A 26,072-nucleotide genomic window follows, 5' to 3' on the forward strand; every position below is an offset into this window, starting at 1 on the left:
AATGATCCGAAAACCGGATTCCACTTTTCGGTCCGATGCTCTAGTCTCCGGCGCATGGGAACCGCAACAGTCCGCCATATTTGCAGGAGCGCGGCTGCCGCGGCGGGCCTTGCCATGGCGATTTCGGCCGGTCACGCCGAGGACAGGCCCGGCACATGGCGGCTCGAGGCCTGGCAGCCGCCATTCGACTATTCGCATCCGTCCACGGCAATCGACTATCAACCGGTGGCCAATGCCGCCCACCATTGGAAGATTTGTGCGTCCTACCCACATCTGAAGGACTCCTATTGGGTGAGTGTCAATTACGGCATGGTGGAGCAGGCGAAGGCCGCGGGCGTCGGCCTGACCGTCGTCGAGGCCGGCGGCTATCCCAATCTCGACAAACAGATCGAGCAGATAAAGGCCTGTAGCACGAACGCCGACGCACTGATCGTCGGAACGGTTTCTTACAACGGGCTGACGCCGACAATCCAGGAGATAGCACGGCGCATCCCGGTGATTGCTGCGGTCAACGACATCGACAGCACCGGTATAACCGCAAAAGCCGCCGTCTCATGGGAGGAGATGGGCCGGTCCATCGGCAGTTATCTTGCAAATCTTCATCCACCCGGCTCGAAACCCGTCAAGATTGCATGGTTTCCCGGCCCGAAAGGTGCCGGGTGGGTTCCGTTTATCGAAGCGGGCTTCCAGCAAGGCCTCAAGAACAGCTCGGCAAAAATTGCCGCCGTCAAGTGGGGCGACACGGGAATGGAAATTCAGCTTCTGCTCGTCGAGGACGTGCTCGCGACACAACCGGACATCGATTACATCGTTGGCAGCGCGCCAACGGCCGACGCCGCAGTCAGCCTTCTTCGTGCCCAAGGCAAAGAGCAAAGAATAAAAATCCTTGCCGATTATTTTACCCACGGCACGTTCCGCGAGATATTTCGAGACAAGGTGCTTGCCGCCCCGACAGATTCACCGCCACTGCAAGGGCGTATAGCCATAGACCAGGCCATCCGGGCCATAGAAGGCACATTGCGGTACAGGCATATCGGACCTCAGATCAAGGTTGTCAACAAAACCAACGTCTTGTCGCTCGACCTCGACAACACGCTGGCCCCCGCCTGGTTCAAGCCAACATTCGAGGTGAAATAGATACTCCACATCCTCCTGACATTATGGTGTCAGGAGGATCATGTCATAGGATAGCAGAGGTTCCTTAGCGGGGGCGAAAGGACCAGATATGAGACGTGCCGACAGGCTTTTTCAGATCGTGCAGCATTTGCGTGGTGGCCGGCTGGTTACGGCTCAGAAACTCGGCACCTGGCTCGAGGTCTCTGAGCGCACGATCTATCGCGATATTGCCGACCTGCAATCGACAGGGGTCCCCATCGATGGCGAGGCTGGCGTGGGTTACATGATGAGAGAGGGGTTTGACCTTCCGCCTCTGATGTTTACACGAGACGAAATCGTTGCACTCGTTGCCGGAGCGCGTATGGTGCGCGCATTTGGCGGCGCCACCATGGCACGGGCCGCCGACGAGGCACTGGTCAAGATAGGCGCCGTCCTCCCTGAACCCGAAAAGGCGCGAATCGCACGCACTGAAATCCATGCTCCGATGTGGGTGGTCAGCGATACGGACCGAGGGACAATCGATGTGATCGAGCGTGCCACCGAAAAGCGGCAGGTTCTGACCATTGGCTACAGCGACGAGAACGGCCGGGAGACCGGGCGCGACATACGGCCACTCGGCCTGTGGTTCTGGGGTAAGGTATGGACGCTGGTTGCCTGGTGCGAGATGCGGGACGATTTTCGCGCCTTCCGCATCGACCGCATCAATTCGGTGGCGACCGCCGGCCGCGTATTCAAGCCGGAGCGCGGCAAACAACTTGCCGATTTCTACCGGGTGGTAGAGCGAAGTGAATCCTATGAGATGGGACCGACAGCAAGAGGTGCCTGACCGACCGCTGGCTAAGGCGTCATGGATTCCTTGACCAGGACGAATCTCTAAGGAAAGCGGCTGCTATTCTTCGTTATCGTCACCATCCTTCGACTTCAGCGCAGAAAGCTTGGCAAAGACGGCGGCCGCGTCGAGTTCGTCGCTGTCCTCCTTGGCAGGTTTTCCATTTTGCGGCTCCAGCCGTTCCGTCAGCGAAGCGGGCAGAAGCGTATCGCCCGTCGGCTGTGCCTGATCGCGGCCGCGCGAAGCACGCTGCACTTCGAGATCGAGGTCGATCTGCGAGCACAGGCCGAGCGTTACCGGATCCATTGGCACCAGATTGGCTGAATTCCAATGGGTGCGTTCGCGAATCTGCTCGATTGTCGATTTGGTCGTGCCGACGAGGCGCGAAATCTGCGCATCCTTGAGCTCTGCGTGGTTACGCACCAGCCACAAGATGGCATTTGGCCGATCTTGCCGCTTTGAAAGCGGCGTGTAGCGTGGCCCCTTGCGCTTGGATTCCGGCACCCGCACCTTTGGCTCGGAAAGCTTCAGGCGGTAATTGCCATCCGTCTCGCCTTTGGCGATCTCGTCGCGGCTGAGTTGACCAGTGATGACCGGATCGAGACCCTTGATGCCTTGTGCGGACTCCCCATCGGCGATGGCCTTCACTTCGAGCGGATGCAGCGAACAAAAGTGCGCGATCTGTTCGAAGGACAAGGCCGTATTGTCAACCAGCCAAACAGCGGTCGCCTTGGGCATCAGGAGCGTATTGGCCATCGATAAATCCTTCTCGTTCGCCCGCGTTCCCGCGCGGGCGGTGGTTCAGAGCCACCAAATAAGGGAAATCGAGGCGGTATATAACGGTTCCGCGACATGATCGCAACCGGGAAGAAAACAGCGCGGACAAAAACAAACCCCGCCGAACAAGGTTCAGCGGGGTTCGGAGCCGGCGGCGCACTTCGCAACGCGCCAGGCATCGGCTCTACTTGAATGTAGAGCCGCTTAGTACGAAGCGGCGCGGGCAACCCTGGCGATGTCGGTGCGATTGATGCCGAGATCGTCGAGTTCGCGGGCATTGAGACGGTTCAGTTCGCGAACGGTCTCGGTGTAACGGCGCCAATTCCTATAGCTGCGGATCAGATTCATCTTGCTCTCCATTCGGTGCGATCTTGCGTTGAATTCGATGCCCCTCAAATAGGCATTCCCGCTCCAATCTAGAACAGACGCTTTTGCATACCCGTATTGCATTTGCTGCATCGCACCATGAAGAGAAAATAAATGTTTTCAGGAACTTCCCGCAGTAGCGTCGCTAGCTGACATCGAGGACGATCTTGCCTGTATGGTCGCCTTCCTCCATGCGTTCATGCGCCCGCCAGGCATCATTGAGCGGAAAGATCATATCCATCACCGGAGCGACCTTGCGTGTTGCCAACAGGGGCCACACCTGGGCCTCCAGGGCTATGGCAAGGGCGCCCTTGAATTCGATCGAGCGCGGCCTCAGCGTCGAACCGGTATGAACCAGCCGCTTGGTCATCAGTTTGACGAGATCGGCGCTCGCGATGGCCCCACCCTGCGTGGCGATCTGCACGATGCGGCCGTCCACCGCTGCCGCGTTGTAATTGCGCGAAACATAATCACCTCCCACCATATCAAGGATGACATTGGCGCCCTTGCCGCCTGTCGCCTCCTTCACCACCGCGACGAAATCCTCTTCGCGGTAGTTTATGGCGCGACTGGCGCCAAGTTTCACACACAACTGGCATTTCTCGCTGGAGCCGGCCGTAGCAATCGCCGTCGCCCCGAAGGCCACAGCAAGCTGGATCGCTGTCGTGCCGATACCCGACGAGCCGCCATGGACCAGAAGCGTCTCGCCCGGCTTGAGCGCGCCGCGCTCGAAAACATTGTGCCAGACGGTGAAATAGGTTTCCGGCAGCGCTGCTGCCTCCGTATCGGTAAAACCGGCAGGCAACGGCAGAGCATTGCTGGCATGCACGGTGACATATTCAGCATAGCCGCCGCCCGCCGTCAGCGCGCAAACCCGGTCGCCGATACCCCAACGCGCCGCACCTTCGCCGAGGGCGGCAACCTCACCTGCAACTTCGAGGCCGGGCAGGTCCGACGCGCCCGGCGGCGGCGGGTAGATACCTTTGCGCTGCATCACGTCCGGCCGGTTGACTCCCGCGGCATGCACCCTGACGAGAATTTCGCCCGAACCCGGCTGCGGCACGTCGCGCTTTTCTGGCTTCAGCACCATCGGGCCTCCCGGCATCGAAATGGCTACCGCCGTCATCTTCTCCGGTATCGAATTCTGTCTTACCATAATCCGCCCATCTCGCTTAGATTGCCGTTCACCTTGGCTTGCTCCAGCCTATGGCCGATGTATTCTCTCCTTTCTATGCTCATTGCCCGTTCAGGCAAACCGCATAGATGGCGGTAACGAAGCCTGCCGGAGGAGAACAGATGGCGCTCTTCGACGACGAACCGAAAAAGAAACCCCAGCCACATGAAATCGGACAGGATTTATCGCTTCTTTCCATTGGAGAGCTTTCGACACGCATCGAATTGTTACGCGCCGAAATCGTCCGCTTGGAAACCGAACTGGAGGCCAAAGGCTCGACCCGATCCGCTGCCGAAGCCTTATTTCGCAGCCTATGATTTTGTCGCGATCAGCGCCGCCGAAAAGTCCTAAACCTGCTTTTGTCAGGTGCCATTGATTCGCAGCTGGACCGACCTGAATGTTTGCCACCTACAGACCGATCCTCTCCCTCTTGCGCGGCACGGCGTTCTTGCTTGCGGCATCTGGTTTGCATGGGCTGTTGCTGCCATTGCGCGGTCAGTTCGAAGGTTTTTCCACCACGGCGCTCGGCCTCATGGGCACGGCCTGGGCTATGGGTTTTGTCGCCGGGTGCCTACTGGCGCCGAGGATCGTGCGCCGCGCTGGCCATGTCCGCGCCTTCGGCACATTCGCGTCCGCCGGCGCCATCATCGCCCTGCTCACCGGTCTCATCATCGATGAGTATGCCTGGATTGTATTGCGTGCCTGCACTGGCTTTGTCATGGCCGGCGCTTTCATGATCATAGAAAGCTGGTTGAACGAAAAAGCCACTAACGAAAACCGAGGCACGGTATTCGGCCTCTATATGATGGTAACCTACGCCTCGATCATGGGCGGCCAGATGATCGTGGCGGGGGGCGACGTAGGCTCCGCCTCACTATTCATGATCACCGGTATTTTTTTCTGCCTATCACTGATCCCAACCGCCGTATCGACACAATCCACGCCCCAGCCACTGCAAAACGTCGAGTTAGACCTCAAAGGGCTCTATTCCAATTCCCCGGTCTCGGCTGTCGGCTGCGTGCTCATCGGCATTGCCAACGGCGCGTGGGGCACGCTGGGAGCCGTTTACGGCGCTCGCATCGGCATTTCAACGGCCCAGATTGCACTGATGATGAGCCTTGTCGTTATCGCTGGTGCCGCTATGCAAATGCCCGCAGGTCGCATTTCCGACCGCACCGACCGCCGCTATGTGCTGGCCGCCGCAGGTATCGGCGCCGCCTTGTTCGGGCTCGCCATCTTTCTGTTCAAGCCGCATTCCGGTGCTCCGGTTCTGGTGCTCACGGCAGCTTACGGCGCTTTTGCCTACACGCTCTATTCGATCGCCGTTGCCCATGCCAATGACCACGCCCCCGCCGAGGAATTTGTCAAGGTCTCGGGCGGCTTGCTGTTGCTCTATGGATTCGGCACCATGATCGGGCCAATGTTGGCCGCCGCCTTGATGGGTTGGTTACGTCCGGAAAGCCTGTTTCTAGCCACTGCCATCGCGCATCTCGCACTCGCTGGCTATACGCTGCTTCGCATACGCCAACGTGCACCAGTGCCGATCGAGGATCGCGATGCGTTCAAGACGCTACCGGCCGAACGCTCGATCACGCCACAGTCGCTGACACTCGACCCACGGCAAAAAGACGAAACCGAGGATTGAGCTTTACGCGCCTTTGCCGCACAACTGAGGCATGGTGCTTTACGATGCGTTCATGGCGATCGCCGACCCGAACCGACGCTATCTTCTTGAGGAATTGCGGCGTGGCCCCAGAACGGTGAACGATCTCGCCGCCGGTCTTCCAATATCACGTCCCGCCGTTTCCCAGCACCTCAAGGTCTTGCTCGACGCCGGACTAGTGAGAGCACGGGCCGACGGCACCCGCCGCGTCTATGCCATCACCGGCAATGGTTTTTTCAAGCTGAATATCTGGCTGGATCAATTCTGGCAGATGGATTCCACCGAAGAACGCGACCAGGTGCAAGGCAGTCCGTAAAAACATTCATTGATGATTATAGGAAAATATCTCGAAACAGGCCGCGCCTACCCGAGCGTGCCGCCGGTCACATTTGAGATTACTTACCGCAAGCAAAACAACTGACCCGAAACGCGAAAAAGGCCGGCACGAGGCCGACCTTTCACGAAAACTGCATGCGAAGAAAGCCTATCAGGCTTCCTTCGGCTCCAGAACCTGACGGCCGCGGTACATGCCGGTCTTCAAGTCGATATGATGCGGACGGCGCATTTCGCCGGAATTCTTGTCCTCGACATAGGCCGGAGCCTTGATGGCATCAGCAGAGCGGCGCATACCGCGCTTCGAGGGAGAGGTTTTTCGTTTCGGTACAGCCATAATCTGCTCCACTCAGTCGATCAAAGCCACAGCGCCCCGTGAAAGGGCCGCTTCAAGGCCTAATTCTAGAAGAAAGTGGCGTGCCTATACACGGCCCGAGCCGGTTTGGCCAGTCACGACGCAAATTTTTTTGCCACAGAGGCCCTTTTCAATCAAGGCAACCGACATAAGCGGCCGAACGCGACACCCGCCGGTCGATCAAGGCAGCCAACCGCTTCAAGCCCCGTCCCGGTTTCGCCGGGTTGCGCTCATACGGGTTAGGCAGCGTAACGGCCAAAAGGGTGGCTTGGCGGCGCGTCAGGTTCTTGGCCGAGACGCCGAAATGATATTCGGCCGCTGCTTCGATGCCATAGATGCCCGGCCCCCACTCAGCGATGTTGAGGTAGATCTCCATGATACGGCGCTTCGGCATAACTGCGTCGATGTAGACGGAGAGCGGTAATTCGATCAGCTTGCGCAGACCCGCGAACGGCCTTTGCCAAAGAAATAGATTACGCGTCGTCTGCATGGTGATTGTCGAAGCGCCGCGTGTCGCCTCACCGGCCAGCGCGTCATCGATAACGCCACGCAATTCTCCAAGATCGACGCCATGATGAAAGCAGAACTGGCCATCTTCGGACATGACCACTGCATGAACGAGTGCCGGCGCCACATCTCCAATTGGAACCCACTGCCGCTTATAGGACGTGAACGTGGCGAGGTCTTTCAACATCAGAGTCGAGACTGGATGCACGAAGGATGGAATATAGAGAAACGTCAACACGATCGGGATAAGCGCAAGTGCGACAAGCACCTTCACGCTGCGGCGAAGCCAGCGTCTGGGACCGCTACGTGCCCGGCGTTTCGGTCTCGCCATGTCCCGTCCTTCAGTATCGTGCTCGACGGTCGGCTCCACCACCCGGCCACACCCCTGCCTCAAATAGCGCTTCTGCCCGGCCCAGGCATAAAGAGGCTTGGCGTCTTGCGCAATGTTTGAGTGTCGGCTACCGCTCGCCATCATGGCCAACAATGTTCAGATAATGTTTGAGGCAGTGCTCGCCGCAAGAGCTGCCGAGGTGGAGGCCGCGCTTCGGCGCATCCTCGACGACCGTACACGCTCGGGCGAGATCGCCCGGCCTGAACGCCTCATGGCCGCCATGCGGCACGGCGCCTTGAACGGCGGCAAGCGCTTGCGTCCCTTTCTCGCCATCGAAGCTGCGGCGCTGCTGGCGCCCAACCTCGACCGCCAAATCGTTCTCTGCGTCGCCGCGGCGCTCGAATGCGTCCACTGCTACTCGCTGATCCATGACGATCTGCCGCCGATGGACGACGATGATCTCCGTCGCGGCCAGCCGACCGTGCACCGAGCCTTCGACGAGGCGACGGCAATTCTCGCCGGCGATGCGCTGTTGACACTGGCCTTCGACCTCTTGGCCGGAAGATCGACAGACACCCTCATGCCGCAAAACCGGCTTGATTTGGTTGCAGGCCTTGCCCGCGCTGCCGGGCTCGGCGGCATGGTCGGCGGCCAGATGCTCGATATCCAGGCCGAAGAAAGGCGCCCCGAAGAGGCCGGCATCATCCGGCTCCAGGCAATGAAGACAGGCGCGCTGATCCGCTTTGCCTGTGAAGCGGGAGCCATTCTAGCTGCCGCGCCGCCCGCAGACCGCGAGCGGCTGGCCGAATTCGGTTCGGCCATCGGGCTTGCGTTCCAACTCGCCGACGATCTTCTTGATGTGACGGCATCGCCTGAGCGTATGGGTAAGGCAACCGGCAAGGATGCCGCCGCTGGCAAGGCGACGCTGGTGGCCTTGCACGGCGCGGATTGGGCCAGAAGCCAGCTTCATGGGCTGGTCAACCAGGCACATAGCCTGCTCGAACCTTATGGCGCACGCGCCGCATTGTTGAAGGCTGCCGCCAGCTTCGTCGCAGTTCGGCAGAATTGAACCCGCCCGCTTCGATATTGTGCGCCGGAACCAAATCTTAATCGTCATCAAGCGTAATCGCGGCCGTCGAACCACGCGTGTGTTTGGGGGCGCGCATGCCGGGATATCCCGCTTTTGTCCGGTCGATCCGGACCCGCTATCTGTCGGGCCTGCTTGTCTTCGCGCTGGCATCCGGCATCGCGATGCTTGCGCTCAACCACTACAATACCTTGCGCCATGACGTCGATGGCCTCGGCGCCGGCTTGGTCGAACTGACCCATGATTTGCAGAATGCCGCAAATTTCACGGAAACGGCCCAAAAGGCATGGCGGCCCGAAACGCATGACGAACTGGCCGCGGCGGCTGGTAAACATGCTCAGAAACTGACCAGGAAGATCGGCAAACTCTCTCGCCTGATCGCTTCCGTCGCACCGCGTCTCTCGAAGCGTGCACGCGACGAACTGAATTCGGCTTCGATCAGCGGCGACCTGTTCTGGTCGGCGCGTGATATGGTGCGCAATCTCGAACGTATGGCCGTTGCCTACAAGGTGGACGAGTGGAGCGGGCGCGAAATCGCCAATCAGAACGATCTTTTCGCCCAACCCCTTCTGGCACGCGCGCGCACCGCATTGAACGACGAGCGCCATCTGGCCGATGCCGCCAGCGATCGCGTACTGAAATGGTCGAGCCTGCTGATCTTCCTGGTGCTCGTCGCAGTTGCCATCTGGATTTTCCGTCCGATGGAAAGGATGATTCGGCGAGCTTTCGAGGAGGTCGCGGAGGCGCTCTCCAGAGCCGAAGCCGCCGACCGCGCCAAATCCGAATTTCTCGCCAATATGAGCCATGAAATCCGCACGCCGATGAACGGCGTTCTCGGCATGGCAGAGCTGTTGGACCGAACCGAGTTGACGCCGCGCCAAAAGACCTTCACCGACGTGATCGTCAAATCCGGCAACGCGCTGCTCACCATAATCAACGACATTCTCGACTTCTCCAAGATCAATGCGGGCCAGCTCAAATTGGACCCGGCACCCTTCGGCCTTGCCGAAGCCGTCGAGGATGTCGCGACGCTGATTTCGGCGCGCGTGGCAGAAAAGAACCTGGAATTGGTCGTGCGCGTCGATCCGCATTTGCCGGCCTTTGTCATCGGTGACGCCGGACGCTTCCGCCAGATCATCACCAATCTGCTCGGCAATGCCGTCAAATTCACTGAAAAAGGTCATGTCCTGATTGACGTCACCGGCGAGACCGTGGACGGCGTCGCCCATCTCAGGGTGAGCGTGGAGGATACCGGCATCGGCATTCCCGTCGACAAGCTGCAAAATGTATTCGAAAAATTTGCGCAGGTCGATTCCTCTTCCACCCGCCGTCATGAAGGCACAGGCCTCGGCCTTGCCATCGCTGCCCGCCTCGTTGATCTGATGGGCGGCCGGATTGGTGTCGAAAGCGAAGTCGGCCGTGGCTCGGTCTTCTGGTTTACCGCGCCTCTGCCAGTGCAGAAGGTACAGTCAGGCAACACGGCCGTTCCAAGCGATGTGACTGGAGCACGGGTGCTCGTCATCGATGACAATTCAGTCAATCGCGACATTCTGCTCGAACAATTGCGCAGTTGGAGTTTCGATTGCGCTGCTGCCGAAAGCGGAACTGTAGGGCTCGCTTTCCTCGATCGCGCGATGCAACTCGGCGCCTCGGTCGACTGCATCATCCTCGACTATCAGATGCCGGGCATGAACGGCGCAGATGTCGCCAAAGTCATCGCCGCAGACAGGCGCTTGGTCGGTATCCCGGTGGTTCTGCTGACTTCGGTCGATCAGGTCGACTTCAACAAGCTGATGCTCGATTTCGGCATTGCCGCGCATCTGACCAAGCCTGCCCGATCATCGATCCTGCTTGGCACCATTATTTCCGCTATCCAGAAGGCACGCAGCCAAGGCTGCGTCACGCATCTGGTGCGAGAGCCGGCACCTGCTGTTCAGATATCGGAACTCACGGCGCGGCGCGGCCAAGCGCCCTCCCCGGCTCATGGCGAACCTCTCAACCATGCAGGCACGCCTATCGACATACTGGTTGCCGAGGACAATGAGGTCAATCAGCTTGTCTTCGCCCAAATCCTCAATGGTCTTGCCCTCAGCTATCGCATCGCCGGCAACGGCCGCACAGCGTTGGAAATGTATCGCAGTCTGGACCCGAAGCTGATCCTGATGGACATTTCGATGCCCGAACTCAACGGTTACGAGGCGACGCGCGCTATCCGGGCCGAAGAAGCACAAAGAGGCAATCATATTCCGATTATCGGCGTCACGGCGCATGCGCTGAAAAGCGACCGCGAGAAATGCCTCGAAGCCGGGATGGACGACTATCTGCCCAAGCCGATCTCGCCCGACCGGCTCGGCGCCAAGATCGGCAATTGGCTGGGCGAGGCGGCAAAGGCCAAATCTGCCTGATCCTACCGGTTGCGCACTACAACACAGGCGCCGCCAACGCGACGCAACTTGTCGCATATCTTTTCGGCGCCGGCATGATTGTCGACACCGATACGGACCGCATAAATACCGCGCCGTCCCATTGGCGTACGAACGCGACTCACCACTGGATCATGCGCGCTGAGCAGCACTGGGAAGCGCGACTTCACGCGCTGCCATTGTCGGATCGCGGCCGTGCGGCGGAAATTTCCCGCCACCTGCACGCCCCAAGGTTTCACCGCAATGGTGGCCATGGCGATGGTGGTGGACATAATTGCCGGCAAGTCGCGACATGCGGCCTCGAAGCCAAGTTTAGAATCCAGCGGCCGGATCGCAACAACATGCGCCCGAACAGCGAACGCATCGACTGGTTCGCCGAGGATGTCGAGCACGTACTCTTCCGTTTCGAGCGGCAGGAAACCACCAGACGAGAGCCAGCGCGACACGCGGCTTTCACCAGCATTATATGCTGCAGCCGCAAGGCCGAGATTGCCGTACTCGGCTTTAAGCGCACCAAGATAGGCGGCGGAGGCCGGGATAGCTTGTTCGACATCGAAAGGATCGGTGAGATCGCGCAGCTTGGCGGTTCCAGGCATGAACTGGGCAATGCCCTGTGCTCCCGCAGGGCTTTCGGCATTGGCATCGAATCGGCTTTCCTTCCAGATCAGCCGCGCAAGGAACGCCTTGGGCAGACCATTGCGCTCGGCGTGGGTCCCAATCAACTCGCAGATGCGATTGATTGGGTTGGGTGGCGGTGGATGTGGTGGCTCGGCATAGGCCGTTCCGCTCGTCATCGAAAGAACGCCCACGGAAAGGGCAACGAATGCGGTATGCGCATGCCAATTCGCCAGACGCCGGATCAGGCCGCCGCCTCGCATCGGCTCATTCGGCGGCCTTGGCTTGGCCTTGACCGAAGCGCCGCTCGATATAGTCGGCCACCATCTTCTCGAAATCGGCGGCAATCGTCGGCCCGCGCAGCGTCGCCGCCTTGCGCCCGTCGATGAACACCGGCGCCGTTGGCATCTCGCCGGTTCCTGGCAACGAAATGCCGATATCGGCGTGCTTGGATTCGCCCGGCCCATTGACGATGCAGCCCATCACGGCAACCTTGAGCACTTCCACGCTAGGATATTTCTCGCGCCACACCGGCATATTCTTACGGATATCCTCCTGGATTGACTGGGCGAGTTCCTGGAAGACGGTGGAGGTCGTGCGCCCACAACCGGGACAGGCTGCTACAATCGGCACGAATTGACGAAAACCCATCGTCTGCAGCAATTCCTGCGCCACCTGAACTTCGCGCGTACGATCGCCGCCCGGTTCCGGCGTCAACGAGACGCGGATCGTATCGCCGATGCCTTGCTGCAACAGAATGCCCATAGCCGCCGAGGAGGCCACAATGCCTTTCGAACCCATGCCCGCCTCGGTAAGACCGAGATGCAGCGCATGGTCCGAGCGCGCGGCAAGTGCGGTATAGACTGCAATCAGGTCCTGAACACCGCTGACCTTGGCCGACAGAATGATCCTGTCACGCTCGAGCCCGATCTCCTCCGCCGCATCCGCCGAAAGCAGCGCCGACTGCACGATCGCCTCGCGCGTGACTTCCTGGGCCGTCATTGGGAAGCCGCGTGCCTGATTCTCATCCATCAGCATGGTCAGAAGTTCCTGGTCGAGGGATCCCCAATTGACACCGATACGCACCGGCTTGCCGTAACGGATCGCTGTCTCGACAATGGCCGCGAATTGCTTGTCCTTCTTGTCCTTGAAACCGACATTGCCGGGATTAATACGGTATTTCGCCAAAGCTTCGGCGCAGGCCGGATGCTCGGCGAGCAGCTTGTGGCCGATATAGTGGAAATCACCAACCAGCGGCACATGGACGCCAAGCCGTGACAGGCGTTCATGGATGCGTGGGACGGCTGCGGCGCTTTCATCTCGGTCGACCGTGATGCGCACGATCTCTGAACCGGAACGTGCCAACGCCGCTACTTGGGCAACTGTGGCATCTACGTCGGCCGTATCGGTATTGGTCATCGACTGGATGACCACCGGTGCTGTCCCGCCGACCATAACCCCACCAACATCGACGCCGACCGATTTGCGCCGAGCGAAGGGAGAAGAAAAATATCCGGTCATGGCCGCCGGCCGCCTCTGTTCCAGCCGAAGCACCGTGCATCCGTCCGTAGGCACACTGGAAACTTCATTGCTTTTCACGTTGCGCGATCCTTTACCGAGATCAAGCCACATCTCAACTAATAAAGGCGCTTTCAGGACTAGACGCAAAGTCGGCCATGAGGTGCAGGAGAGTGCCCGACTTGTCAATGCCGCCGCCGGCGATGCCAGCAAATCCAGCGCAACAAAACTAAAATCACGCCCTGTCAGCGGGAGACACGGCCCGCTACACCAAGAATATCTCCCCGATCGAACGTCATCTCCGGCGGAGGCGATGGAGGATCGCCTTCATTACCGCCGGAGTGATCACTCGGGGACGGGAATTATGAACTGTTCGATCAGTGGGTCGTGTCGGCCACCTGCAATTTTTCAATCTCGTCCTTGAGGGCCAGCTTGCGCCGCTTGAGGTCTACGATCTCCAGATCGTCGACCGAAGGATGATTCATCGCACTGACGATCTCGCGCTCGATATCGCCGTGCTTCCTCCGCAACTCGTCAAGATGGGATTCAAGAGACATGATTGGTGCTCCCTTTCATGGTTTCCTCGATTATGACCGTCCGGTGCGCCGCCGCCGGCCCGCTTCCATGACGATCATATGACAGTCTGCCACCAACAGAATGCGATGTCGAATGCGCAGTGGATGCATTTCCCGATAATGTGAAATGTGATATGGGCTTCGCGACTGGCACAGCCGGAAACCTCCTCCGGATAGACTGGCGGAAACACACGCAGACGGAAAAAATGTCCGAACAAGAACAGGCCGAAATACGTCTCGAATTTTCGCGACTGAGGCAGGAACATGCCGATTTCGATGCGGCTATCAACGCGATGATCGCCACCGGCTGCGATCCGCTACAGATCCAGCGCATGAAAAAGAAAAAACTCTTTATAAAGGACCGGCTGGTGGCGCTGGAAGATCGTATTATTCCCGATATCATAGCCTGACGCAGAACATTCAGCGCGCGCCCATCCAAAACCGGCTTGTTGCGACAGCGGCTGAATTCCGGTAAGGCGCGGACTTTCTCCATTGGGAACCGCGCAATTGGTCAATCAACGCGCCGACGTTGCCGTTATCATGGGAAGCCAGTCCGACTGGACGACAATGCGCCATACAGCCGAAATGCTGGAAGCGCTTGAGATCAGTTATAAATGCCTGATTGTCTCCGCGCACCGGACGCCTGACAGGCTTTACGATTTCGCCAAAAGCGCCAAGGCGACCGGCTACAAGGTCATCATCGCAGGTGCCGGCGGTGCCGCCCACCTGCCGGGCATGACGGCGGCGATGACACCGCTGCCGGTGTTCGGCGTACCGGTGGAATCAAAAGCGCTTTCGGGGCGGGATTCGCTGCTTTCGATCGTACAGATGCCCGCCGGCATTCCGGTCGGCACACTTGCCATCGGCAAAGCCGGTGCGGCCAATGCCGCCCTGCTGGCCGCCGCCGTCCTGGCTCTATCGGACGCGGCCCTGTCCACTCGACTGGAAGACTGGCGCGCCGCGCAGACCGCCAAGGTCGCGTCAGAGCCGACGGAGACGCCTTGATGCTCATCCCCGGTTCAACCATCGGCATCATCGGCGGCGGCCAACTCGGCCGCATGCTGGCCATGGCTGCCGCCCGTCTCGGCTATTGCACGGTGATTCTGGAGCCCCAGGCCGATTGCCCTGCCGCCCAGGTCGCCAATCGTCAGATCGTCGCTGCCTATGATGACGCCGCAGCGCTTGCCGAGTTGGCAAAGCAGGTAGCCGTCGTCACCTATGAATTCGAAAACGTTCCCGTCGGCGCAGCCAAGGCGCTTGCCAAAAGCGTTCCGGTTTTGCCGCCGCCCCGCGCCCTCGAAGTCGCCCAGGATCGGCTGACGGAAAAGACCTTCCTGAACGGGATCGGCATTGCCACGGCCCAATTTCATCCGGTTGACGACGAAGTGGGCCTTGCCAAAGCCTTGGCATCCTTTTCAGGTAGCGGCGTCTTAAAGACACGTCGCATGGGCTATGACGGCAAGGGACAGCGTGTCTTTCGCAATCCGATTCGCAGCGACATTGTCGGCGTCTATGAAGCGATGGGCGGCGTGCCACTGATCCTGGAAGCGCTTGTGCCTTTCAAGAAGGAAATCTCGATCATCGCCGCGCGTAGTGCCAACGGCACGGTCGCTACCTTCGATCCGGCCGAGAATGTCCACCGCAATGGTATCCTGCATAGCTCGAGCGTGCCGGCCACCATCACCCCCGAAACGGCTGCTGCCGCGCAGGCGGCGGCCGCAAAGATTCTTGCCGCGCTCGATTATGTCGGCGTCATTGGCGTAGAGTTCTTCGTCCTTGCCGATGGCAGCCTGCTGGCCAATGAGATTGCGCCACGCGTCCATAATTCCGGCCATTGGACGGAGGCCGCCTGCACTGTCTCGCAATTCGAGCAGCATATCCGCGCCGTCGCTGGCCTGCCGCTCGGACAACCGGATCGGCATTCAAATTGCGTGATGGAAAACCTCATCGGCGACGATATCGCCCGCACCGGCGCGCTTCTGGCCGAGCCCGATCTCATGCTCCACCTCTATGGCAAGGTCGAAACACGGCCGGGTCGCAAGATGGGGCATTTTACGCGGATAAGCGCGCGCCGCCAAGGTTGACAGCCAGCGGCCCGCCCGCTATGAGCCGCACATAAATTTGGGCGCGCTTTCTTGAGCGCGCCTTTTAGTTCGGCGACGCCGGACACAGACCGACAGGCAGACCGATGAAGATCAAGAATTCGCTCAAGGCGCTCCGGGCACGTCACCGCGACAACCAACTGGTTCGCCGCAAAGGCCGCGTTTACATCATCAACAAGACCGCCCCCCGCTTCAAGGCACGCCAGGGCTGAGTTCAGACGCACGGGTTCTGATCACGCGACACACGCTGATATTCGTCCAAGCTTCTTGCTTCGCTGAAATTTCAGTTTGACGTCGGTGCGGACGGGACTAGATTCCGTCCATGCGGATCACACTCTCTCTTTGTGCTGCCCTTTTCCTTTCTGGCGCCATTCCCGTGCCGGTGTTGGCGGCAGCGCCCGTTCAGACAACACAGGCAAAGACCGCCCGGCTTGATGCCCTCTTCGTCGCACTCAAGCGCGAGCGCAATGAAAGGGCCGCGGAGAGGATCGCCGCCCAAATTGGGCAAACCTTTCAGCAATCCGGCAGCGCCACCACCGACCTCCTGATGCAATGGTCTCAAAAGGCCATCGACGAGCGGAAATTCGACGTCGCACTTGATTTCCTTGATGAGATCGTAACCCTCCAACCTTCCTTTGCGGAAGGCTGGAACCGGCGCGCCACCGTTCATTTCCTGATGAAGGACTACGCCAAGTCGCTCGCTGACATTGACGAGGTGCTCAAACTGGAGCCGCGCCATTTCGGAGCATTATCCGGCCTGGCGCAGATCATGACCGAGACCGATCACAAGAAGGATGCGCTCGCCGCATGGGAGCGCGTTCTGGATATCTATCCCATGTTGCGCAGCGCCCAGGATCAGGTGGCAACCCTGTCGGACGAACTGGCTGGCGAGGCGATCTGACCGTCTCTGCCTGAGTTCGGAAACTGGTGCTCTTCCGCGCCGACATAGGCAATGCGCAGCATATTGGTCGAGCCTGACGTGCCCAGCGGCACTCCGGCGGTAATGATGACTCGGTCGCCGGTCTTGCTAAAATTTTCCTCCAACGCGATCCGGCACGCCCGGTTGACCATGTCGTCCAGATCGGTGGCATCGGGCGACACCACACAATGCGTGCCCCAGACCAGCGACAGCCGCCTCGCCGTATTGAGGATAGGCGACAAGGCGATGATCGGCACCTGCGGCCGCTCGCGCGCGGCGCGAAGGCCGGTCGTGCCGGAAGCGGTGTAGGAGACGATGGCCGACAGCTTCAGTGTCTCGGCAATCTCACGGGCCGCGAGCGAGATGGTGTCGGCGCCTGTCGGCTCGGGCTGCGTGCGCTGGGCATTGATGATACCGGCGTAAAGCGGATCGCGTTCGACCTTCTCGGCGATGCGATTCATCGTCGCTACCGCCTCGACCGGATAGGAGCCGGCTGCCGATTCGGCCGACAGCATGATTGCGTCGGCGCCCTCAAAAACGGCGATTGAAACGTCGGACACTTCAGCGCGGGTGGGAACCGGTGCAGAAATCATCGATTCCAGCATCTGCGTGGCGATGACGACGGGCTTGCCGGCGCGCCGGGCAGCACGCGTGATCTGCTTCTGGATGCCGGGCACCGCTTCCAGCGGCATCTCGACGCCGAGATCGCCGCGCGCAACCATTAATGCATCGGACAATTCGATGATCTCGGACAAGCGCGCCACGGCCTGCGGCTTTTCGATCTTCGACATCAACAGAGCCCGGCCACGCGCGATCTTGCGCGCTTCGGCGAGGTCTTCCGGCCGCTGGATGAAAGACAGCGCGATCCAGTCCACGCCGGTCTCAAGCACAGCGTCTAGATCCTTGCGATCTTTTTCGGTCAGCGCCCCGACCGGCAAGTCGGTATCGGGCAACGAAACGCCCTTGCGGTCGGAAATGCTGGTGCCGGCAATTACCGTGCAGCCGATCGACTTGCCGTCGCATTTGACTGCCTTGAGTTCCAGCCTGCCATCGTCAATCAACAAGCGATGGCCGGTTTCGACCGAGTTCAGGATTTCGGGATGCGGCAGATAAACACGCGTGCCGTCACCCGGTTCAGGATTGTCGTCCAGCGTGAATGTCTGGCCTGGCTTCAATGTCTCGCGGCCGCGCGTGAATTTGCCGACGCGCAGTTTCGGCCCCTGGAGATCGGCCAATATGCCGATCGGGCGGCCAACGTCCTTTTCGACGGCCCGGATGCGGCCCACCAGCGTGCGCATCAGCGCATGATCGGTATGACTCATATTGATGCGAAAAACGTCTGCGCCCGCCTCGAAGAACTGCTTCAGCACAACCTCTTCGGAAGACGCAGGACCGATGGTGGCGAGGATTTTGACCTTACGGCTTCGTCTCATTGACTGTTTTTCCTGCGGCGGTCTTGTCGTCGTCGCCTGTTGCGGGCTTGTCGGTTAACTGGACCATCCAGCTCGATTGCTCACCCGTGTCGTATTCCTGAAATCCGGCGCGCTGAAATCCACGCGCAACGCAATCGTTGACGCCGGCGATCTTGAATTCCTTTTCTGCCACGCACATCGAGATCGGCCCCTCCCAACGGCCGCCGCGCTCGGCATCTTCCGCATAGAGATAATAGAAGCGCGACGAGAGCGGCCCCTCGATCAGCGTCTTGCAGCTTGAAGCTTCGATGTGCCACCAACCCTCGGTGATCCAGCCGGCTTTGGCGCGATAGCCAATGCCGACGCCGACAAGGTTCTGCGTCGCATTGCAGACGCGAAAGTCCGCCCACGCCGGCGAGGCCGCGATCAAGGGCAGAATGAGTGCAGCGGCAACAGCAAGCAACGGCACGGCCCTGGCCTTGCGTGCGCACTGCCTCACAGCCGATGCCATTCCAAATCCTCTCGTTATGATCGCCAGCATGTTTCGGAGCCCCTTTTCGGAGAAGTGCGAACGCATGTCAACGCGCCGCCGATCTCAAATCCAATCGATTTAGATACCCGACGACGTGTCATTTCACCGCTTGAGGGCAGAATCTTCGTAAAACCTTGGCCAAACAACGGCATTGCGTGACAGTCCCGTTCGTGGAATGAGGCTATCATCGCGTTTCGTGCGAAAGACGGACCATCTTCCCGAACCATGACCCGATCCACAGTTTTCGCGCCGTTCGAGACAATCGCGGGTGACCGCAAGCAGGGTCTCGTGCTGATAGCCGACCATGCCGGACGCGCTTTGCCGGACGAATATGGCACACTCGGCCTGCCCGATACCGAATTCGAGCGCCACATCGCCTATGATATCGGCGTCGAAACGGTAACTCGCACACTCGCCTCATTGCTCGACGCACCCGCCGTTCTAGCCAATTTTTCGCGACTCCTGATCGATCCAAACCGCGGAGAAGACGATCCGACACTGATCCGCCAGCTTTATGATGGCACTGTGGTGCCGGGAAACTATCCGATGAGCGCCGAGGAGCGAGAGAGGCGGCTTACCGGCTTCTATCGGCCTTACCATGATGCTGTAGCAACTCTGATAGCCTCGGTCGGAGAAACCAGTGGCAAAGCACCCTTCATCCTGTCCATCCACTCTTTCACCCCCGTCATGCAGGGCCGCAAACGGCCATGGCATGTCGGCATATTATGGGATCGCGATGATCGTGCGCCGAGCCTTCTGATGGAGGCCCTCGCCGCCGATCCGACGCTGACGATTGGCGATAATGAGCCTTACGATGGCGCGCTGCGCGGCGATACGATGTTCCGCCATGCGATCGTCAACGGCTTCGCCCATGCCCTGATCGAGATCCGGCAGGATCTGATAGCGGATCATGAAAACGCGCTGGGCTGGGCGAAGCGGTTGGCACCGCTTGTTGACGTAATCAACCGCCGCACCGATATACATGAAGGCAGACAATTCGGCTCCCGTACTGGGGCTCTTTAAGCAGGCCTTGCGAAGGAGGCTGGAATGAACACGCTTTCAAGCGATCAGAAACGCGATTTCGAAGCCGCGGCCTTTCGCCGGCTTGTCGAGCATTTGCGCAATCGCACGGATGTACAGAACATCGACTTGATGAACCTCGCGGGATTTTGCCGTAACTGCCTGTCGAACTGGTATCGTGATGCCGCTGACGCCGAAGGCATCGTTCTCACCAAGGAAGAGTCACGCGAAATCGTCTATGGCATGCCCTATAGCGAGTGGCAGGCGCGCCATCAAAAAGATGCTTCGCCTGAAGCCAAGGCGTCCTTTGAAGCCAATCGGCCGCGCGAGAATTGAGGCATAAAGGTTCTGATATAGCCGCCATTACCCCCTAACGCGCCTTTCAAATATTGCTTTTCTCGCAATTTCCGCACCGGACCTGTGGCCGATGGACGTTTCCAATGCGATCTCGATAGCAAGGCGTGGGCGCTGGGCGGTGGCGACGATGTTCTTCGTCAACGGCTTCCTGACTGGAAGTTGGGCACCGCAGATACCAGTCTTCCTGACCCGGCTGGAAATCAGCGAACTGACGCTTGGCATGCTCATTCTGATCTTTGGCCTTGGTGCGCTCATATGCATGCCTATCTCTGGTTATCTGATGTCACGGCACGGTTCCCGCAGAATTGTACGCGGCTTTGGTTGCTTTGCCGTTCTCGCGCTTCTGCCGGTGGCTCTGGCGCCCTCGACGCCGCTCGCCGCGACGGCGTTGTTCCTGTTTGGTGGCCTTGTAGGCGGTATGGACGTCGCCATGAACGCCAATGCGGTGGCGGTGGAGCGACGCTTGTCCAAAGCGGTTATGTCATCGTCGCATGGGTTTTGGAGTCTGGGCGGCTTTGCCGGTGGCGCCATGGGCGGCATCATCATCCAGAATTTCGGCCATGTTGCTCATGCCGGACTTGTGACCGCCATCGCGGTTTCGCTGTTCGCGCTTGGCGCCCGTCATCTGGTTACCGATCCACGCCCGGTTGTCCAGGAACACCGGAAATTCGCACTGCCGCGTAATGGCTCCATCTATCTGATCGGCCTGCTCGCCCTGTTTTGCATGATCCCCGAAGGCGCCGTACTGGACTGGGCAGCGCTTTATCTCAAGCAGGAGCGGGGCGCCGATCTTGCAACGGCCGGCTTCGCCTTCGCGTTGTTTTCCGGCGCCATGGCTTTCATGCGCTTCGCCGGCGACGGTGTGCGCAACCGCTTCGGCGCCGTGAAAACCCTGCGAATATGCAGTCTGATCGCGGCAGCGGGCATGCTGGTAGCCGCCCTGGCATCAGAGCCTTGGGTTGCCATCGCCGCCTTCGCTTTCGCCGGCCTCGGCATTGCCAACATGGTGCCAATTGCCTTTTCCGCCGGCGGCAACCAGCCCGGCATGGCCGCAGGCACCGGCATGAGCGTGGTCACGACGATGGGCTATTGCGGCATACTCGTTGCACCTTCGGCCATCGGCTTTGCCGCCGAACATGTGGGCTTCTCAATCGTGTTCGCCGCCTTGTCCGGCTTCCTTCTTATCGTCGGGATGCTGGCAAATCTGGCGCACGCAGCCGACTTCGTCCCACAACCGGCGGAATAGATCACGCGGCGCTCCAGCCGCCATCGACCGATATATGAGTGCCGTTGACCGACGCAGCAGCATCGGAACACAGGTAAACGACAGCGGCAGCCACTTGCTCGACCGTGACGAATTTCTTCGTGGGTTGCCTGGCCAGCATCACCTCACGCACGACAGTATGCCGATCCATATGATGCGCTTTCATCTGGTCGGGGATCTGCGCCTCGACCAAGGGCGTCAGCACGTAGCCAGGGCAGATCGCGTTACAGGTGACGCCATTCTCAGCCACTTCCAGCGCGACTGTCTTGGTCAACCCCATAATGCCGTGCTTGGCCGCGACATAGGCCGACTTGAATGGTGAGGCGATCAAGCCGTGCGCCGAAGCGATATTGACAATCCGCCCCTGCCCGGCCGTCTTCATCAAAGGCAGGGCGGCAGCAATGGTGTGAAAGGCCGACGAAAGATTGATGGCAAGAATGGCGTTCCACTTGTCGATGGGAAACTCCTCGACAGGGGCGACATATTGAATGCCGGCATTGTTGACCAAAATATCGATCGAGCCGAATTCATCGCCTGTTTTGTCCACCAGCGCACGGCAGGCAGCGGGATCGGACATATCGGCCTGCATATAAACCGCTTTGACCCCGAACTCCTTGTTAATCGCATCCGCTATTGCACGATCTTCAGTCGTATCGGTGAACGAATTGACGACGACATGACAATTCTGAGCCGCAAGCGCCCGGACGATCGCCAAGCCTATGCCCGAGGTCGAACCGGTAACAATGGCAATTCTTGCTGCGGTCATGGCGGCTTCTCTGAAGCTCTATGTCGATATTGCATTGCAACATAAAGCGCCCGACCTGCCAAGCCCGGTCAGCAAAGCATATGACTGCGCTCATCCCCGCTCACGCGGAATTGTTTCATGAGCATGCCAAAGCGACCTGCCGGTGACTCATTAATGTTGACTGGCAAGATCATGTATTGCTAGAGCCAGCAGCGACGAAACCGGACAGACTGAGGAGATCAGCATGAAGTCCTTTCTCTCAACCCTTGCCGGCGCAGTGGGAATAGCGATTGCCCTGGCGCCGCCGGCCATGGCCGATGAGGATGGCATTGTCGTCTATAATGCCCAGCATGAGAGCCTTGCCAAGGAATGGGCTGAAGGCTTCACCAAGGAAACCGGTATCAAGGTCACATTGCGCAATGGCGGCGACAGTGATTTTTCCAACCAGATCGTGGCCGAAGGCAAGGCTTCGCCTGCCGACGTATTCCTGACCGAGAACTCACCGGCCATGGCGCTGGTCGAGCAGGCTGGCCTGTTCGCGCCTGTCGATCCTGAAACGCTGGCCGAAGTCCGGGACGGGTTCAAGCCGTCGAGCGGCAAATGGGTCGGCATCGCCGCCCGCAGCACCGTCTTTGCCTACAACAAGGACAAGCTGACGCCCGATCAATTGCCAAAATCGCTGCTCGATCTCGCCGATCCGAGTTGGAAGGGGCGCTGGGCCGCTTCACCTTCGGGCGCGGATTTCCAGGCCATAGTCAGTGCGCTTCTGCAGCTCAAGGGTGAGGAAGAAACCGCCAAATGGCTCAAGGGCATGAAGGAAAACTTCACTGCTTACAAGGGTAACGGCACGGTGATGAAGGCGGTCAATGCCGGTGAGATCGATGGCGGCGTTATCTATCATTATTACTGGTTCGGCGATCAGGCCAAGACCGGAGAAAACAGCAAAAATACGGCACTTCATTACTTCAAGAACGAGGATCCCGGCGCCTTCGTCTCCATTTCCGGTGGCGGCGTGCTGGCTTCCAGCAAGCATCCCAAGGAAGCACAGGCTTTCCTGAAATGGATCGCCGGCCCAGGAGGCCAGACCATCCTGAAGGACGGTACATCCTATGAATATGCCGTTGGCAAGGACGCACAGTCGAACCCCAAGCTGGTGCCTCTGTCCGATTTGCTGCCACCGAAGATCGAGCCGGACGATCTCAACTCGAAAAAAGTCACCGACATGATGACGGCAGCCGGCTTGCTTTAGCCGACGCTCGTCCTAAAAGGGCAGGCGATCAGGCTCCCGCGGAATAGCCTGCGGGAGCATCGTATTTTGAGATGGCAGTTGCCGATGATCATATACGGCCCACTGACCCGCCCGATAATACGGCGCGGCGCCTGATGCCGTTGTCGGTCGAGTCCGTGCGTCCGGCGCCGGCTGTCGTTGCGCCCTCATACGGCGCATTGAAGCGCAGCCGCCAACTGCCATGGATGGCAATCGCGGCTGTCGCCGTTTCGCTGCTGGCCATGCTGCCGATGGCCTTCATCATCTGGGTCGCCTTCCAGACGGGCTGGGATACGGTCTACAGGCTTGTATTCCGGCCGCGTGTCGGCGAACTCCTCGCCAACACCGTGCTGCTGGTGCTTTGCACCGTGCCGCTCGGTATCGTCCTGTCCGTGGCGCTGGCCTGGCTCACCGAGCGCAGCGACCTGCCTGGCGCACGGCTATGGGCATGGCTATCGGTGGCCCCGCTTGCAGTTCCGGCCTTCGTTCACAGCTATTCATGGATTACGCTGATCCCCGGCCTGCATGGCCTCAAAGCCGGCGTGCTGATTTCGGTCATCGCCTATTTCCCGTTTCTCTACCTGCCGATTGCAGCGGCGCTGCGGCGGCTCGATCCGGCCTTGGAAGACGCCGCCGCCTCGCTCGGCCTTGGCCCATGGCGCATTTTCTTCCGTGTCGTATTGCCGCAATTGCGGCTCGCCATCTGCGGCGGTTCGCTGCTGGTCGGCCTGCATCTGCTGGCCGAATACGGGCTATACGTCTTCATTCGCTTCGACACATTCACCACCGCCATCGTCGATCAGTTCCAGTCCACCTTCAACGGACCTGCCGCCAATATGCTGGCCGGCGTATTGATCCTGTGTTGTTTCGTGCTCCTGGGCATCGAGGTTCTGGTACGCGGCGAGGAGCGTTACGCGCGTGTCGGCTCGGGCGCTGCCCGCCAATCACCGCCCGTTCGCCTCGGTCGTACCACCCTGCCCTGCCTGCTCGTGCCTGCCTTTACCGCGCTTCTGTCGCTGGGCGTGCCGGCTCTCACCATCGGCCGATGGCTGGTGGCCGGCGGTGCAAGCGTGTGGCGGCTAGACGAAATAGGCCTCGCTCTGGAGCAAACGCTGTTCCTCGCGGTTGCCGGCGCTGTCTTGGCCACGCTGGCCGCCATTCCCATGGCCTGGCTGTCGATCCGCGCGCCCGGCCCGGCGCAAAGGCTGCTGGAAGGTTTCAACTATATGGTCGGCTCGCTGCCCGGTGTGGTCGTCGCGCTGGCGCTGGTCACGATAACCGTGCGCGTGCTTCTGCCGCTTTACCAGACGCTTGCTACCATCCTTTTCGCCTATGCATTGATGTTCCTGCCGAGAGCCATCATCAGCCTGCGTGCCTCCATTGCTCAGGCCCCTGTCGAACTGGAGCGGGCCGCCGCTAATCTCGGCCGCTCGCCACTGAATGCGCTGTGGGCAACCACAATCCGCCTTTCCGCACCGGGTGCCGCCGCCGGCATCGCACTGGTCGGGCTGGGCATCATGAACGAACTGACGGCGACCCAGATGCTTGCGCCCAATGGAACACGCACGCTGGCGCTCGCCTTCTGGGCCTATAGCGGCGAAATCGATTATGCAGCGGCCGCTCCCTATGCCTTGATCATGGTGGGCGCATCGCTGCCGCTGACATGGCTGCTATATGTGCAATCGAAACGGATGGCCGGCCGATGAGTTTCTTGCAACTGCGCGCGCTCAACAAGCATTATGGCTCGGTCAAGGCCCTCGATGGCATCGATCTGAACGTCGTCGCGGGAAGCCGCACAGCAATTGTCGGGCCTTCAGGCTGTGGCAAGACCACGCTGTTGCGGCTGATCGCCGGCTTCGAGGCACCGGACGAAGGCAGCATTACGCTTGATGGAACGGTTCTCGCCAATGGCGGCAGCTCTGTGCCCGCACATAAGCGCGGCATCGGTCTCGTGGCACAGGACGGCGCCCTGTTTCCGCATCTTACTGTCGCCGCCAATATCGGCTTCGGCATGGATCGCGGCGAAGCGGACCGCACCGAGCGCATTGCCGAACTTGCCTATATCGTCGGTCTCGACAAGGCCATCCTCAAGCGCCATCCACATGAACTCTCCGGCGGCCAGCAGCAACGCGTGGCAATTGCGCGCGCCATGGCCCGCAAACCGCGCCTGATGCTGCTCGACGAGCCGTTTTCGGCGCTCGACACCGGCCTGCGCGCCTCCATGCGCAAGGCTGTGGCAGAGCTTCTGGAATCCGCAGGCGTCGCCACAATCCTCGTCACCCATGACCAGTCCGAAGCGCTCTCCTTCGCCGACCAGGTGGCGGTGATGCGCGATGGCAAATTCTCGCAGGTCGGCGCGCCGCGCGAGCTTTATCTCAGGCCGAGGGACCGCATGATTGCCGAATTTCTCGGCGATGCAGTCGTGCTGCCGGCACGTGTCGACAGCGGCTTTGCGCAATGTCCGCTCGGGCGCATCGCCGTGGATTCCACCGAGCGGCGCGATACGGCCCGCATCATGCTGCGGCCGGAACAACTGACTCTAAAATGCACCTCGCGCGAGGGCATGTCAGGCACACCCGACATGCTTTTCGGCGAAGTGGTGGAAACCGAGTTTGCCGGATCGCTCTGCACCGTCGCGGTTCGGCTGCTGAACAACGCCGACCCCCCCGATGCCGCCGCGATCGGGAACACGCCGCTGATCCTGAAAAAGCCGGGCATGGACGCGCCGACGACGGGCGAGGTGGTCCGCATTTCCGTCGTCGGCAAAGCGCATCTGCTCGCCTGA

Annotated in this window: 28 protein-coding genes and 1 pseudogene; 18 read left to right on the top strand and 11 right to left on the bottom strand. The window is 59.9% G+C overall.

Going from position 1 to position 26,072, the window contains the following annotated elements:
- Positions 1-54: 54 nt before the first annotated feature.
- Entirely contained in the window at positions 55-1,137 is a 1,083-nt protein-coding gene (torT, locus tag BFN67_RS07505; RefSeq protein WP_080919014.1) for a TMAO reductase system periplasmic protein TorT, read from the top strand.
- Positions 1,138-1,225: 88 nt separating this feature from the next.
- Entirely contained in the window at positions 1,226-1,942 is a 717-nt protein-coding gene (locus tag BFN67_RS07510; RefSeq protein WP_080919015.1) for a helix-turn-helix transcriptional regulator, read from the top strand.
- Between the two features lie 63 nt (positions 1,943-2,005).
- On the opposite strand, the gene BFN67_RS07515 is transcribed toward BFN67_RS07510, so the two are convergent.
- The 3 genes from BFN67_RS07515 to BFN67_RS07525 all read right to left on the bottom strand — a co-directional run bounded on the left by BFN67_RS07515 (position 2,006) and on the right by BFN67_RS07525 (position 4,214).
- On the bottom strand, positions 2,006-2,701 hold the full coding sequence (locus BFN67_RS07515; protein ID WP_080919016.1) for a DUF1013 domain-containing protein: 696 nt from the start codon (positions 2,699-2,701) through the stop codon (positions 2,006-2,008).
- Positions 2,702-2,926: 225 nt separating this feature from the next.
- Positions 2,927-3,070 (bottom strand): DUF1127 domain-containing protein, encoded by a 144-nt coding sequence (locus tag BFN67_RS07520; RefSeq protein ID WP_080919059.1) that lies wholly within the window; start codon positions 3,068-3,070, stop codon positions 2,927-2,929.
- Positions 3,071-3,233: 163 nt separating this feature from the next.
- The gene (locus tag BFN67_RS07525; protein ID WP_192856777.1) at positions 3,234-4,214 is read right to left on the bottom strand and encodes an NAD(P)H-quinone oxidoreductase; all 981 of its coding nucleotides are present in this window, start codon (positions 4,212-4,214) and stop codon (positions 3,234-3,236) included.
- A 170-nt stretch (positions 4,215-4,384) separates the two neighbouring features.
- On the opposite strand from BFN67_RS07525, the gene BFN67_RS07530 reads away from it, so the two are divergent.
- From BFN67_RS07530 to BFN67_RS07540, 3 genes are all read left to right on the top strand, one after another.
- Positions 4,385-4,579 carry a DUF1192 domain-containing protein gene (locus BFN67_RS07530; protein WP_080919060.1) on the top strand — a complete coding sequence of 65 codons (195 nt, stop codon included), beginning with the start codon at positions 4,385-4,387 and terminating at the stop codon, positions 4,577-4,579.
- 80 nt (positions 4,580-4,659) lie between these two features.
- Complete coding sequence (locus BFN67_RS07535) at positions 4,660-5,907, top strand: MFS transporter (RefSeq protein WP_080919018.1); 1,248 nt, start codon at positions 4,660-4,662, stop codon at positions 5,905-5,907.
- Positions 5,908-5,938: 31 nt separating this feature from the next.
- The gene (locus BFN67_RS07540; protein WP_080919019.1) at positions 5,939-6,241 is read left to right on the top strand and encodes an ArsR/SmtB family transcription factor; all 303 of its coding nucleotides are present in this window, start codon (positions 5,939-5,941) and stop codon (positions 6,239-6,241) included.
- Between the two features lie 171 nt (positions 6,242-6,412).
- On the opposite strand, the gene rpmF is transcribed toward BFN67_RS07540, so the two are convergent.
- Both rpmF and BFN67_RS07550 read right to left on the bottom strand, forming a co-directional pair.
- Positions 6,413-6,595, bottom strand: a complete 183-nt coding sequence (rpmF, locus tag BFN67_RS07545; RefSeq protein WP_080919020.1) for a 50S ribosomal protein L32 — start codon at positions 6,593-6,595, stop codon at positions 6,413-6,415.
- A 148-nt stretch (positions 6,596-6,743) separates the two neighbouring features.
- The gene (locus tag BFN67_RS07550; RefSeq protein ID WP_080919061.1) at positions 6,744-7,451 is read right to left on the bottom strand and encodes a biosynthetic peptidoglycan transglycosylase; all 708 of its coding nucleotides are present in this window, start codon (positions 7,449-7,451) and stop codon (positions 6,744-6,746) included.
- A 163-nt stretch (positions 7,452-7,614) separates the two neighbouring features.
- On the opposite strand from BFN67_RS07550, the gene BFN67_RS07555 reads away from it, so the two are divergent.
- Positions 7,615-8,520, top strand: coding sequence for a polyprenyl synthetase family protein (locus tag BFN67_RS07555; RefSeq protein ID WP_425349754.1), 906 nt, complete (start codon positions 7,615-7,617; stop codon positions 8,518-8,520).
- Between the two features lie 95 nt (positions 8,521-8,615).
- On the top strand, positions 8,616-10,943 hold the full coding sequence (locus BFN67_RS07560; protein ID WP_080919022.1) for a response regulator: 2,328 nt from the start codon (positions 8,616-8,618) through the stop codon (positions 10,941-10,943).
- Positions 10,944-10,945: 2 nt separating this feature from the next.
- Here BFN67_RS07560 and BFN67_RS07565 read toward each other — a convergent pair whose 3' ends face one another.
- The 3 genes from BFN67_RS07565 to BFN67_RS07575 form a co-directional block, all read right to left on the bottom strand.
- Positions 10,946-11,755 (bottom strand): lytic transglycosylase domain-containing protein, encoded by an 810-nt coding sequence (locus tag BFN67_RS07565; RefSeq protein WP_139789078.1) that lies wholly within the window; start codon positions 11,753-11,755, stop codon positions 10,946-10,948.
- An 88-nt stretch (positions 11,756-11,843) separates the two neighbouring features.
- Positions 11,844-13,097 carry a flavodoxin-dependent (E)-4-hydroxy-3-methylbut-2-enyl-diphosphate synthase gene (gene ispG / locus BFN67_RS07570; protein WP_080919062.1) on the bottom strand — a complete coding sequence of 418 codons (1,254 nt, stop codon included), beginning with the start codon at positions 13,095-13,097 and terminating at the stop codon, positions 11,844-11,846.
- A 374-nt stretch (positions 13,098-13,471) separates the two neighbouring features.
- Positions 13,472-13,651, bottom strand: coding sequence for a YdcH family protein (locus BFN67_RS07575; RefSeq protein ID WP_080919024.1), 180 nt, complete (start codon positions 13,649-13,651; stop codon positions 13,472-13,474).
- Positions 13,652-13,875: 224 nt separating this feature from the next.
- On the opposite strand from BFN67_RS07575, the gene BFN67_RS07580 reads away from it, so the two are divergent.
- The 5 genes from BFN67_RS07580 to BFN67_RS07600 all read left to right on the top strand — a co-directional run bounded on the left by BFN67_RS07580 (position 13,876) and on the right by BFN67_RS07600 (position 16,672).
- Positions 13,876-14,079, top strand: coding sequence for a YdcH family protein (locus tag BFN67_RS07580; RefSeq protein WP_080919063.1), 204 nt, complete (start codon positions 13,876-13,878; stop codon positions 14,077-14,079).
- Between the two features lie 97 nt (positions 14,080-14,176).
- Positions 14,177-14,674, top strand: a complete 498-nt coding sequence (purE, locus tag BFN67_RS07585; RefSeq protein WP_080919064.1) for a 5-(carboxyamino)imidazole ribonucleotide mutase — start codon at positions 14,177-14,179, stop codon at positions 14,672-14,674.
- Complete coding sequence (locus BFN67_RS07590) at positions 14,671-15,753, top strand: 5-(carboxyamino)imidazole ribonucleotide synthase (RefSeq protein WP_080919025.1); 1,083 nt, start codon at positions 14,671-14,673, stop codon at positions 15,751-15,753. The genes purE and BFN67_RS07590 overlap by 4 nt, the downstream gene beginning before the upstream one ends.
- Positions 15,754-15,857: 104 nt before the next feature.
- Positions 15,858-15,983 carry a type B 50S ribosomal protein L36 gene (ykgO, locus tag BFN67_RS07595; RefSeq protein ID WP_080919026.1) on the top strand — a complete coding sequence of 42 codons (126 nt, stop codon included), beginning with the start codon at positions 15,858-15,860 and terminating at the stop codon, positions 15,981-15,983.
- A gap of 110 nt (positions 15,984-16,093) precedes the next feature.
- Positions 16,094-16,672 carry a tetratricopeptide repeat protein gene (locus tag BFN67_RS07600; RefSeq protein WP_080919027.1) on the top strand — a complete coding sequence of 193 codons (579 nt, stop codon included), beginning with the start codon at positions 16,094-16,096 and terminating at the stop codon, positions 16,670-16,672.
- A gap of 32 nt (positions 16,673-16,704) precedes the next feature.
- On the opposite strand, the pseudogene pyk reads toward BFN67_RS07600, so the two are convergent.
- Together pyk and BFN67_RS07610 are read right to left on the bottom strand one after the other, a co-directional pair.
- Positions 16,705-18,123, bottom strand: a pseudogene (pyk, locus tag BFN67_RS07605) (pyruvate kinase); the annotation flags it as partial.
- Positions 18,107-18,679: a DUF1036 domain-containing protein gene (locus tag BFN67_RS07610; protein ID WP_080919029.1), complete on the bottom strand. Its 573-nt coding sequence runs from the start codon at positions 18,677-18,679 to the stop codon at positions 18,107-18,109. The gene BFN67_RS07610 and the pseudogene pyk, both read right to left, overlap by 17 nt.
- A gap of 180 nt (positions 18,680-18,859) precedes the next feature.
- Between BFN67_RS07610 and BFN67_RS07615 the strand changes: the two genes are divergently transcribed.
- The 3 genes from BFN67_RS07615 (at position 18,860) to BFN67_RS07625 (ending at position 21,257) form a co-directional block, all read left to right on the top strand.
- Positions 18,860-19,657 (top strand): N-formylglutamate amidohydrolase, encoded by a 798-nt coding sequence (locus tag BFN67_RS07615; protein WP_080919030.1) that lies wholly within the window; start codon positions 18,860-18,862, stop codon positions 19,655-19,657.
- Positions 19,658-19,681: 24 nt separating this feature from the next.
- On the top strand, positions 19,682-19,990 hold the full coding sequence (locus tag BFN67_RS07620) for a DUF1244 domain-containing protein (protein ID WP_080919031.1): 309 nt from the start codon (positions 19,682-19,684) through the stop codon (positions 19,988-19,990).
- 91 nt (positions 19,991-20,081) lie between these two features.
- Positions 20,082-21,257 (top strand): MFS transporter, encoded by a 1,176-nt coding sequence (locus tag BFN67_RS07625; RefSeq protein ID WP_080919032.1) that lies wholly within the window; start codon positions 20,082-20,084, stop codon positions 21,255-21,257.
- 1 nt (position 21,258) lies between these two features.
- Here BFN67_RS07625 and BFN67_RS07630 read toward each other — a convergent pair whose 3' ends face one another.
- A complete protein-coding gene (locus BFN67_RS07630; RefSeq protein WP_080919033.1) occupies positions 21,259-22,041 on the bottom strand; it encodes a 3-hydroxybutyrate dehydrogenase in 783 nt (260 codons plus the stop codon).
- A 223-nt stretch (positions 22,042-22,264) separates the two neighbouring features.
- Between BFN67_RS07630 and BFN67_RS07635 the strand changes: the two genes are divergently transcribed.
- The 3 genes from BFN67_RS07635 to BFN67_RS07645 all read left to right on the top strand — a co-directional run bounded on the left by BFN67_RS07635 (position 22,265) and on the right by BFN67_RS07645 (position 26,072).
- Positions 22,265-23,269 carry an iron ABC transporter substrate-binding protein gene (locus BFN67_RS07635; protein ID WP_080919034.1) on the top strand — a complete coding sequence of 335 codons (1,005 nt, stop codon included), beginning with the start codon at positions 22,265-22,267 and terminating at the stop codon, positions 23,267-23,269.
- Between the two features lie 224 nt (positions 23,270-23,493).
- Positions 23,494-24,993: an ABC transporter permease gene (locus tag BFN67_RS07640; RefSeq protein WP_245295183.1), complete on the top strand. Its 1,500-nt coding sequence runs from the start codon at positions 23,494-23,496 to the stop codon at positions 24,991-24,993.
- Positions 24,990-26,072: an ABC transporter ATP-binding protein gene (locus BFN67_RS07645; RefSeq protein WP_080919035.1), complete on the top strand. Its 1,083-nt coding sequence runs from the start codon at positions 24,990-24,992 to the stop codon at positions 26,070-26,072. The genes BFN67_RS07640 and BFN67_RS07645 overlap by 4 nt, the downstream gene beginning before the upstream one ends.

The organism is Manganibacter manganicus (genome assembly GCF_002075885.1).
In the GTDB taxonomy this organism is placed as follows: Bacteria; Pseudomonadota; Alphaproteobacteria; order Rhizobiales; family Rhizobiaceae; genus Mesorhizobium; species Mesorhizobium manganicum.

Excerpts from the sequence above, each read along its gene's own strand:
- BFN67_RS07555 (WP_425349754.1), top strand. The coding sequence starts at position 7,615 with ATGTTTGAGGCAGTGCTCGCCGCAAGAGCTGCCGAGGTGGAGGCCGCG.
- ykgO (WP_080919026.1), top strand. The coding sequence starts at position 15,858 with ATGAAGATCAAGAATTCGCTCAAGGCGCTCCGGGCACGTCACCGCGAC.
- BFN67_RS07565 (WP_139789078.1), bottom strand. The coding sequence starts at position 11,755 with ATGACGAGCGGAACGGCCTATGCCGAGCCACCACATCCACCGCCACCC.
- BFN67_RS07530 (WP_080919060.1), top strand. The coding sequence starts at position 4,385 with ATGGCGCTCTTCGACGACGAACCGAAAAAGAAACCCCAGCCACATGAA.
- ispG (WP_080919062.1), bottom strand. The coding sequence starts at position 13,097 with ATGACCGGATATTTTTCTTCTCCCTTCGCTCGGCGCAAATCGGTCGGC.
- BFN67_RS07580 (WP_080919063.1), top strand. The coding sequence starts at position 13,876 with ATGTCCGAACAAGAACAGGCCGAAATACGTCTCGAATTTTCGCGACTG.
- BFN67_RS07520 (WP_080919059.1), bottom strand. The coding sequence starts at position 3,070 with ATGAATCTGATCCGCAGCTATAGGAATTGGCGCCGTTACACCGAGACC.
- BFN67_RS07610 (WP_080919029.1), bottom strand. The coding sequence starts at position 18,679 with ATGCGTTCGCACTTCTCCGAAAAGGGGCTCCGAAACATGCTGGCGATC.
- BFN67_RS07635 (WP_080919034.1), top strand. The coding sequence starts at position 22,265 with ATGAAGTCCTTTCTCTCAACCCTTGCCGGCGCAGTGGGAATAGCGATT.
- BFN67_RS07630 (WP_080919033.1), bottom strand. The coding sequence starts at position 22,041 with ATGACCGCAGCAAGAATTGCCATTGTTACCGGTTCGACCTCGGGCATA.
- BFN67_RS07615 (WP_080919030.1), top strand. The coding sequence starts at position 18,860 with ATGACCCGATCCACAGTTTTCGCGCCGTTCGAGACAATCGCGGGTGAC.
- BFN67_RS07510 (WP_080919015.1), top strand. The coding sequence starts at position 1,226 with ATGAGACGTGCCGACAGGCTTTTTCAGATCGTGCAGCATTTGCGTGGT.
- BFN67_RS07515 (WP_080919016.1), bottom strand. The coding sequence starts at position 2,701 with ATGGCCAATACGCTCCTGATGCCCAAGGCGACCGCTGTTTGGCTGGTT.
- BFN67_RS07535 (WP_080919018.1), top strand. The coding sequence starts at position 4,660 with ATGTTTGCCACCTACAGACCGATCCTCTCCCTCTTGCGCGGCACGGCG.
- torT (WP_080919014.1), top strand. The coding sequence starts at position 55 with ATGGGAACCGCAACAGTCCGCCATATTTGCAGGAGCGCGGCTGCCGCG.
- BFN67_RS07620 (WP_080919031.1), top strand. The coding sequence starts at position 19,682 with ATGAACACGCTTTCAAGCGATCAGAAACGCGATTTCGAAGCCGCGGCC.
- BFN67_RS07625 (WP_080919032.1), top strand. The coding sequence starts at position 20,082 with ATGGACGTTTCCAATGCGATCTCGATAGCAAGGCGTGGGCGCTGGGCG.
- BFN67_RS07525 (WP_192856777.1), bottom strand. The coding sequence starts at position 4,214 with ATGACGGCGGTAGCCATTTCGATGCCGGGAGGCCCGATGGTGCTGAAG.
- BFN67_RS07550 (WP_080919061.1), bottom strand. The coding sequence starts at position 7,451 with ATGGCGAGACCGAAACGCCGGGCACGTAGCGGTCCCAGACGCTGGCTT.
- rpmF (WP_080919020.1), bottom strand. The coding sequence starts at position 6,595 with ATGGCTGTACCGAAACGAAAAACCTCTCCCTCGAAGCGCGGTATGCGC.
- BFN67_RS07575 (WP_080919024.1), bottom strand. The coding sequence starts at position 13,651 with ATGTCTCTTGAATCCCATCTTGACGAGTTGCGGAGGAAGCACGGCGAT.
- BFN67_RS07640 (WP_245295183.1), top strand. The coding sequence starts at position 23,494 with ATGGCAATCGCGGCTGTCGCCGTTTCGCTGCTGGCCATGCTGCCGATG.
- BFN67_RS07645 (WP_080919035.1), top strand. The coding sequence starts at position 24,990 with ATGAGTTTCTTGCAACTGCGCGCGCTCAACAAGCATTATGGCTCGGTC.
- BFN67_RS07560 (WP_080919022.1), top strand. The coding sequence starts at position 8,616 with ATGCCGGGATATCCCGCTTTTGTCCGGTCGATCCGGACCCGCTATCTG.
- BFN67_RS07540 (WP_080919019.1), top strand. The coding sequence starts at position 5,939 with ATGGTGCTTTACGATGCGTTCATGGCGATCGCCGACCCGAACCGACGC.
- BFN67_RS07600 (WP_080919027.1), top strand. The coding sequence starts at position 16,094 with ATGCGGATCACACTCTCTCTTTGTGCTGCCCTTTTCCTTTCTGGCGCC.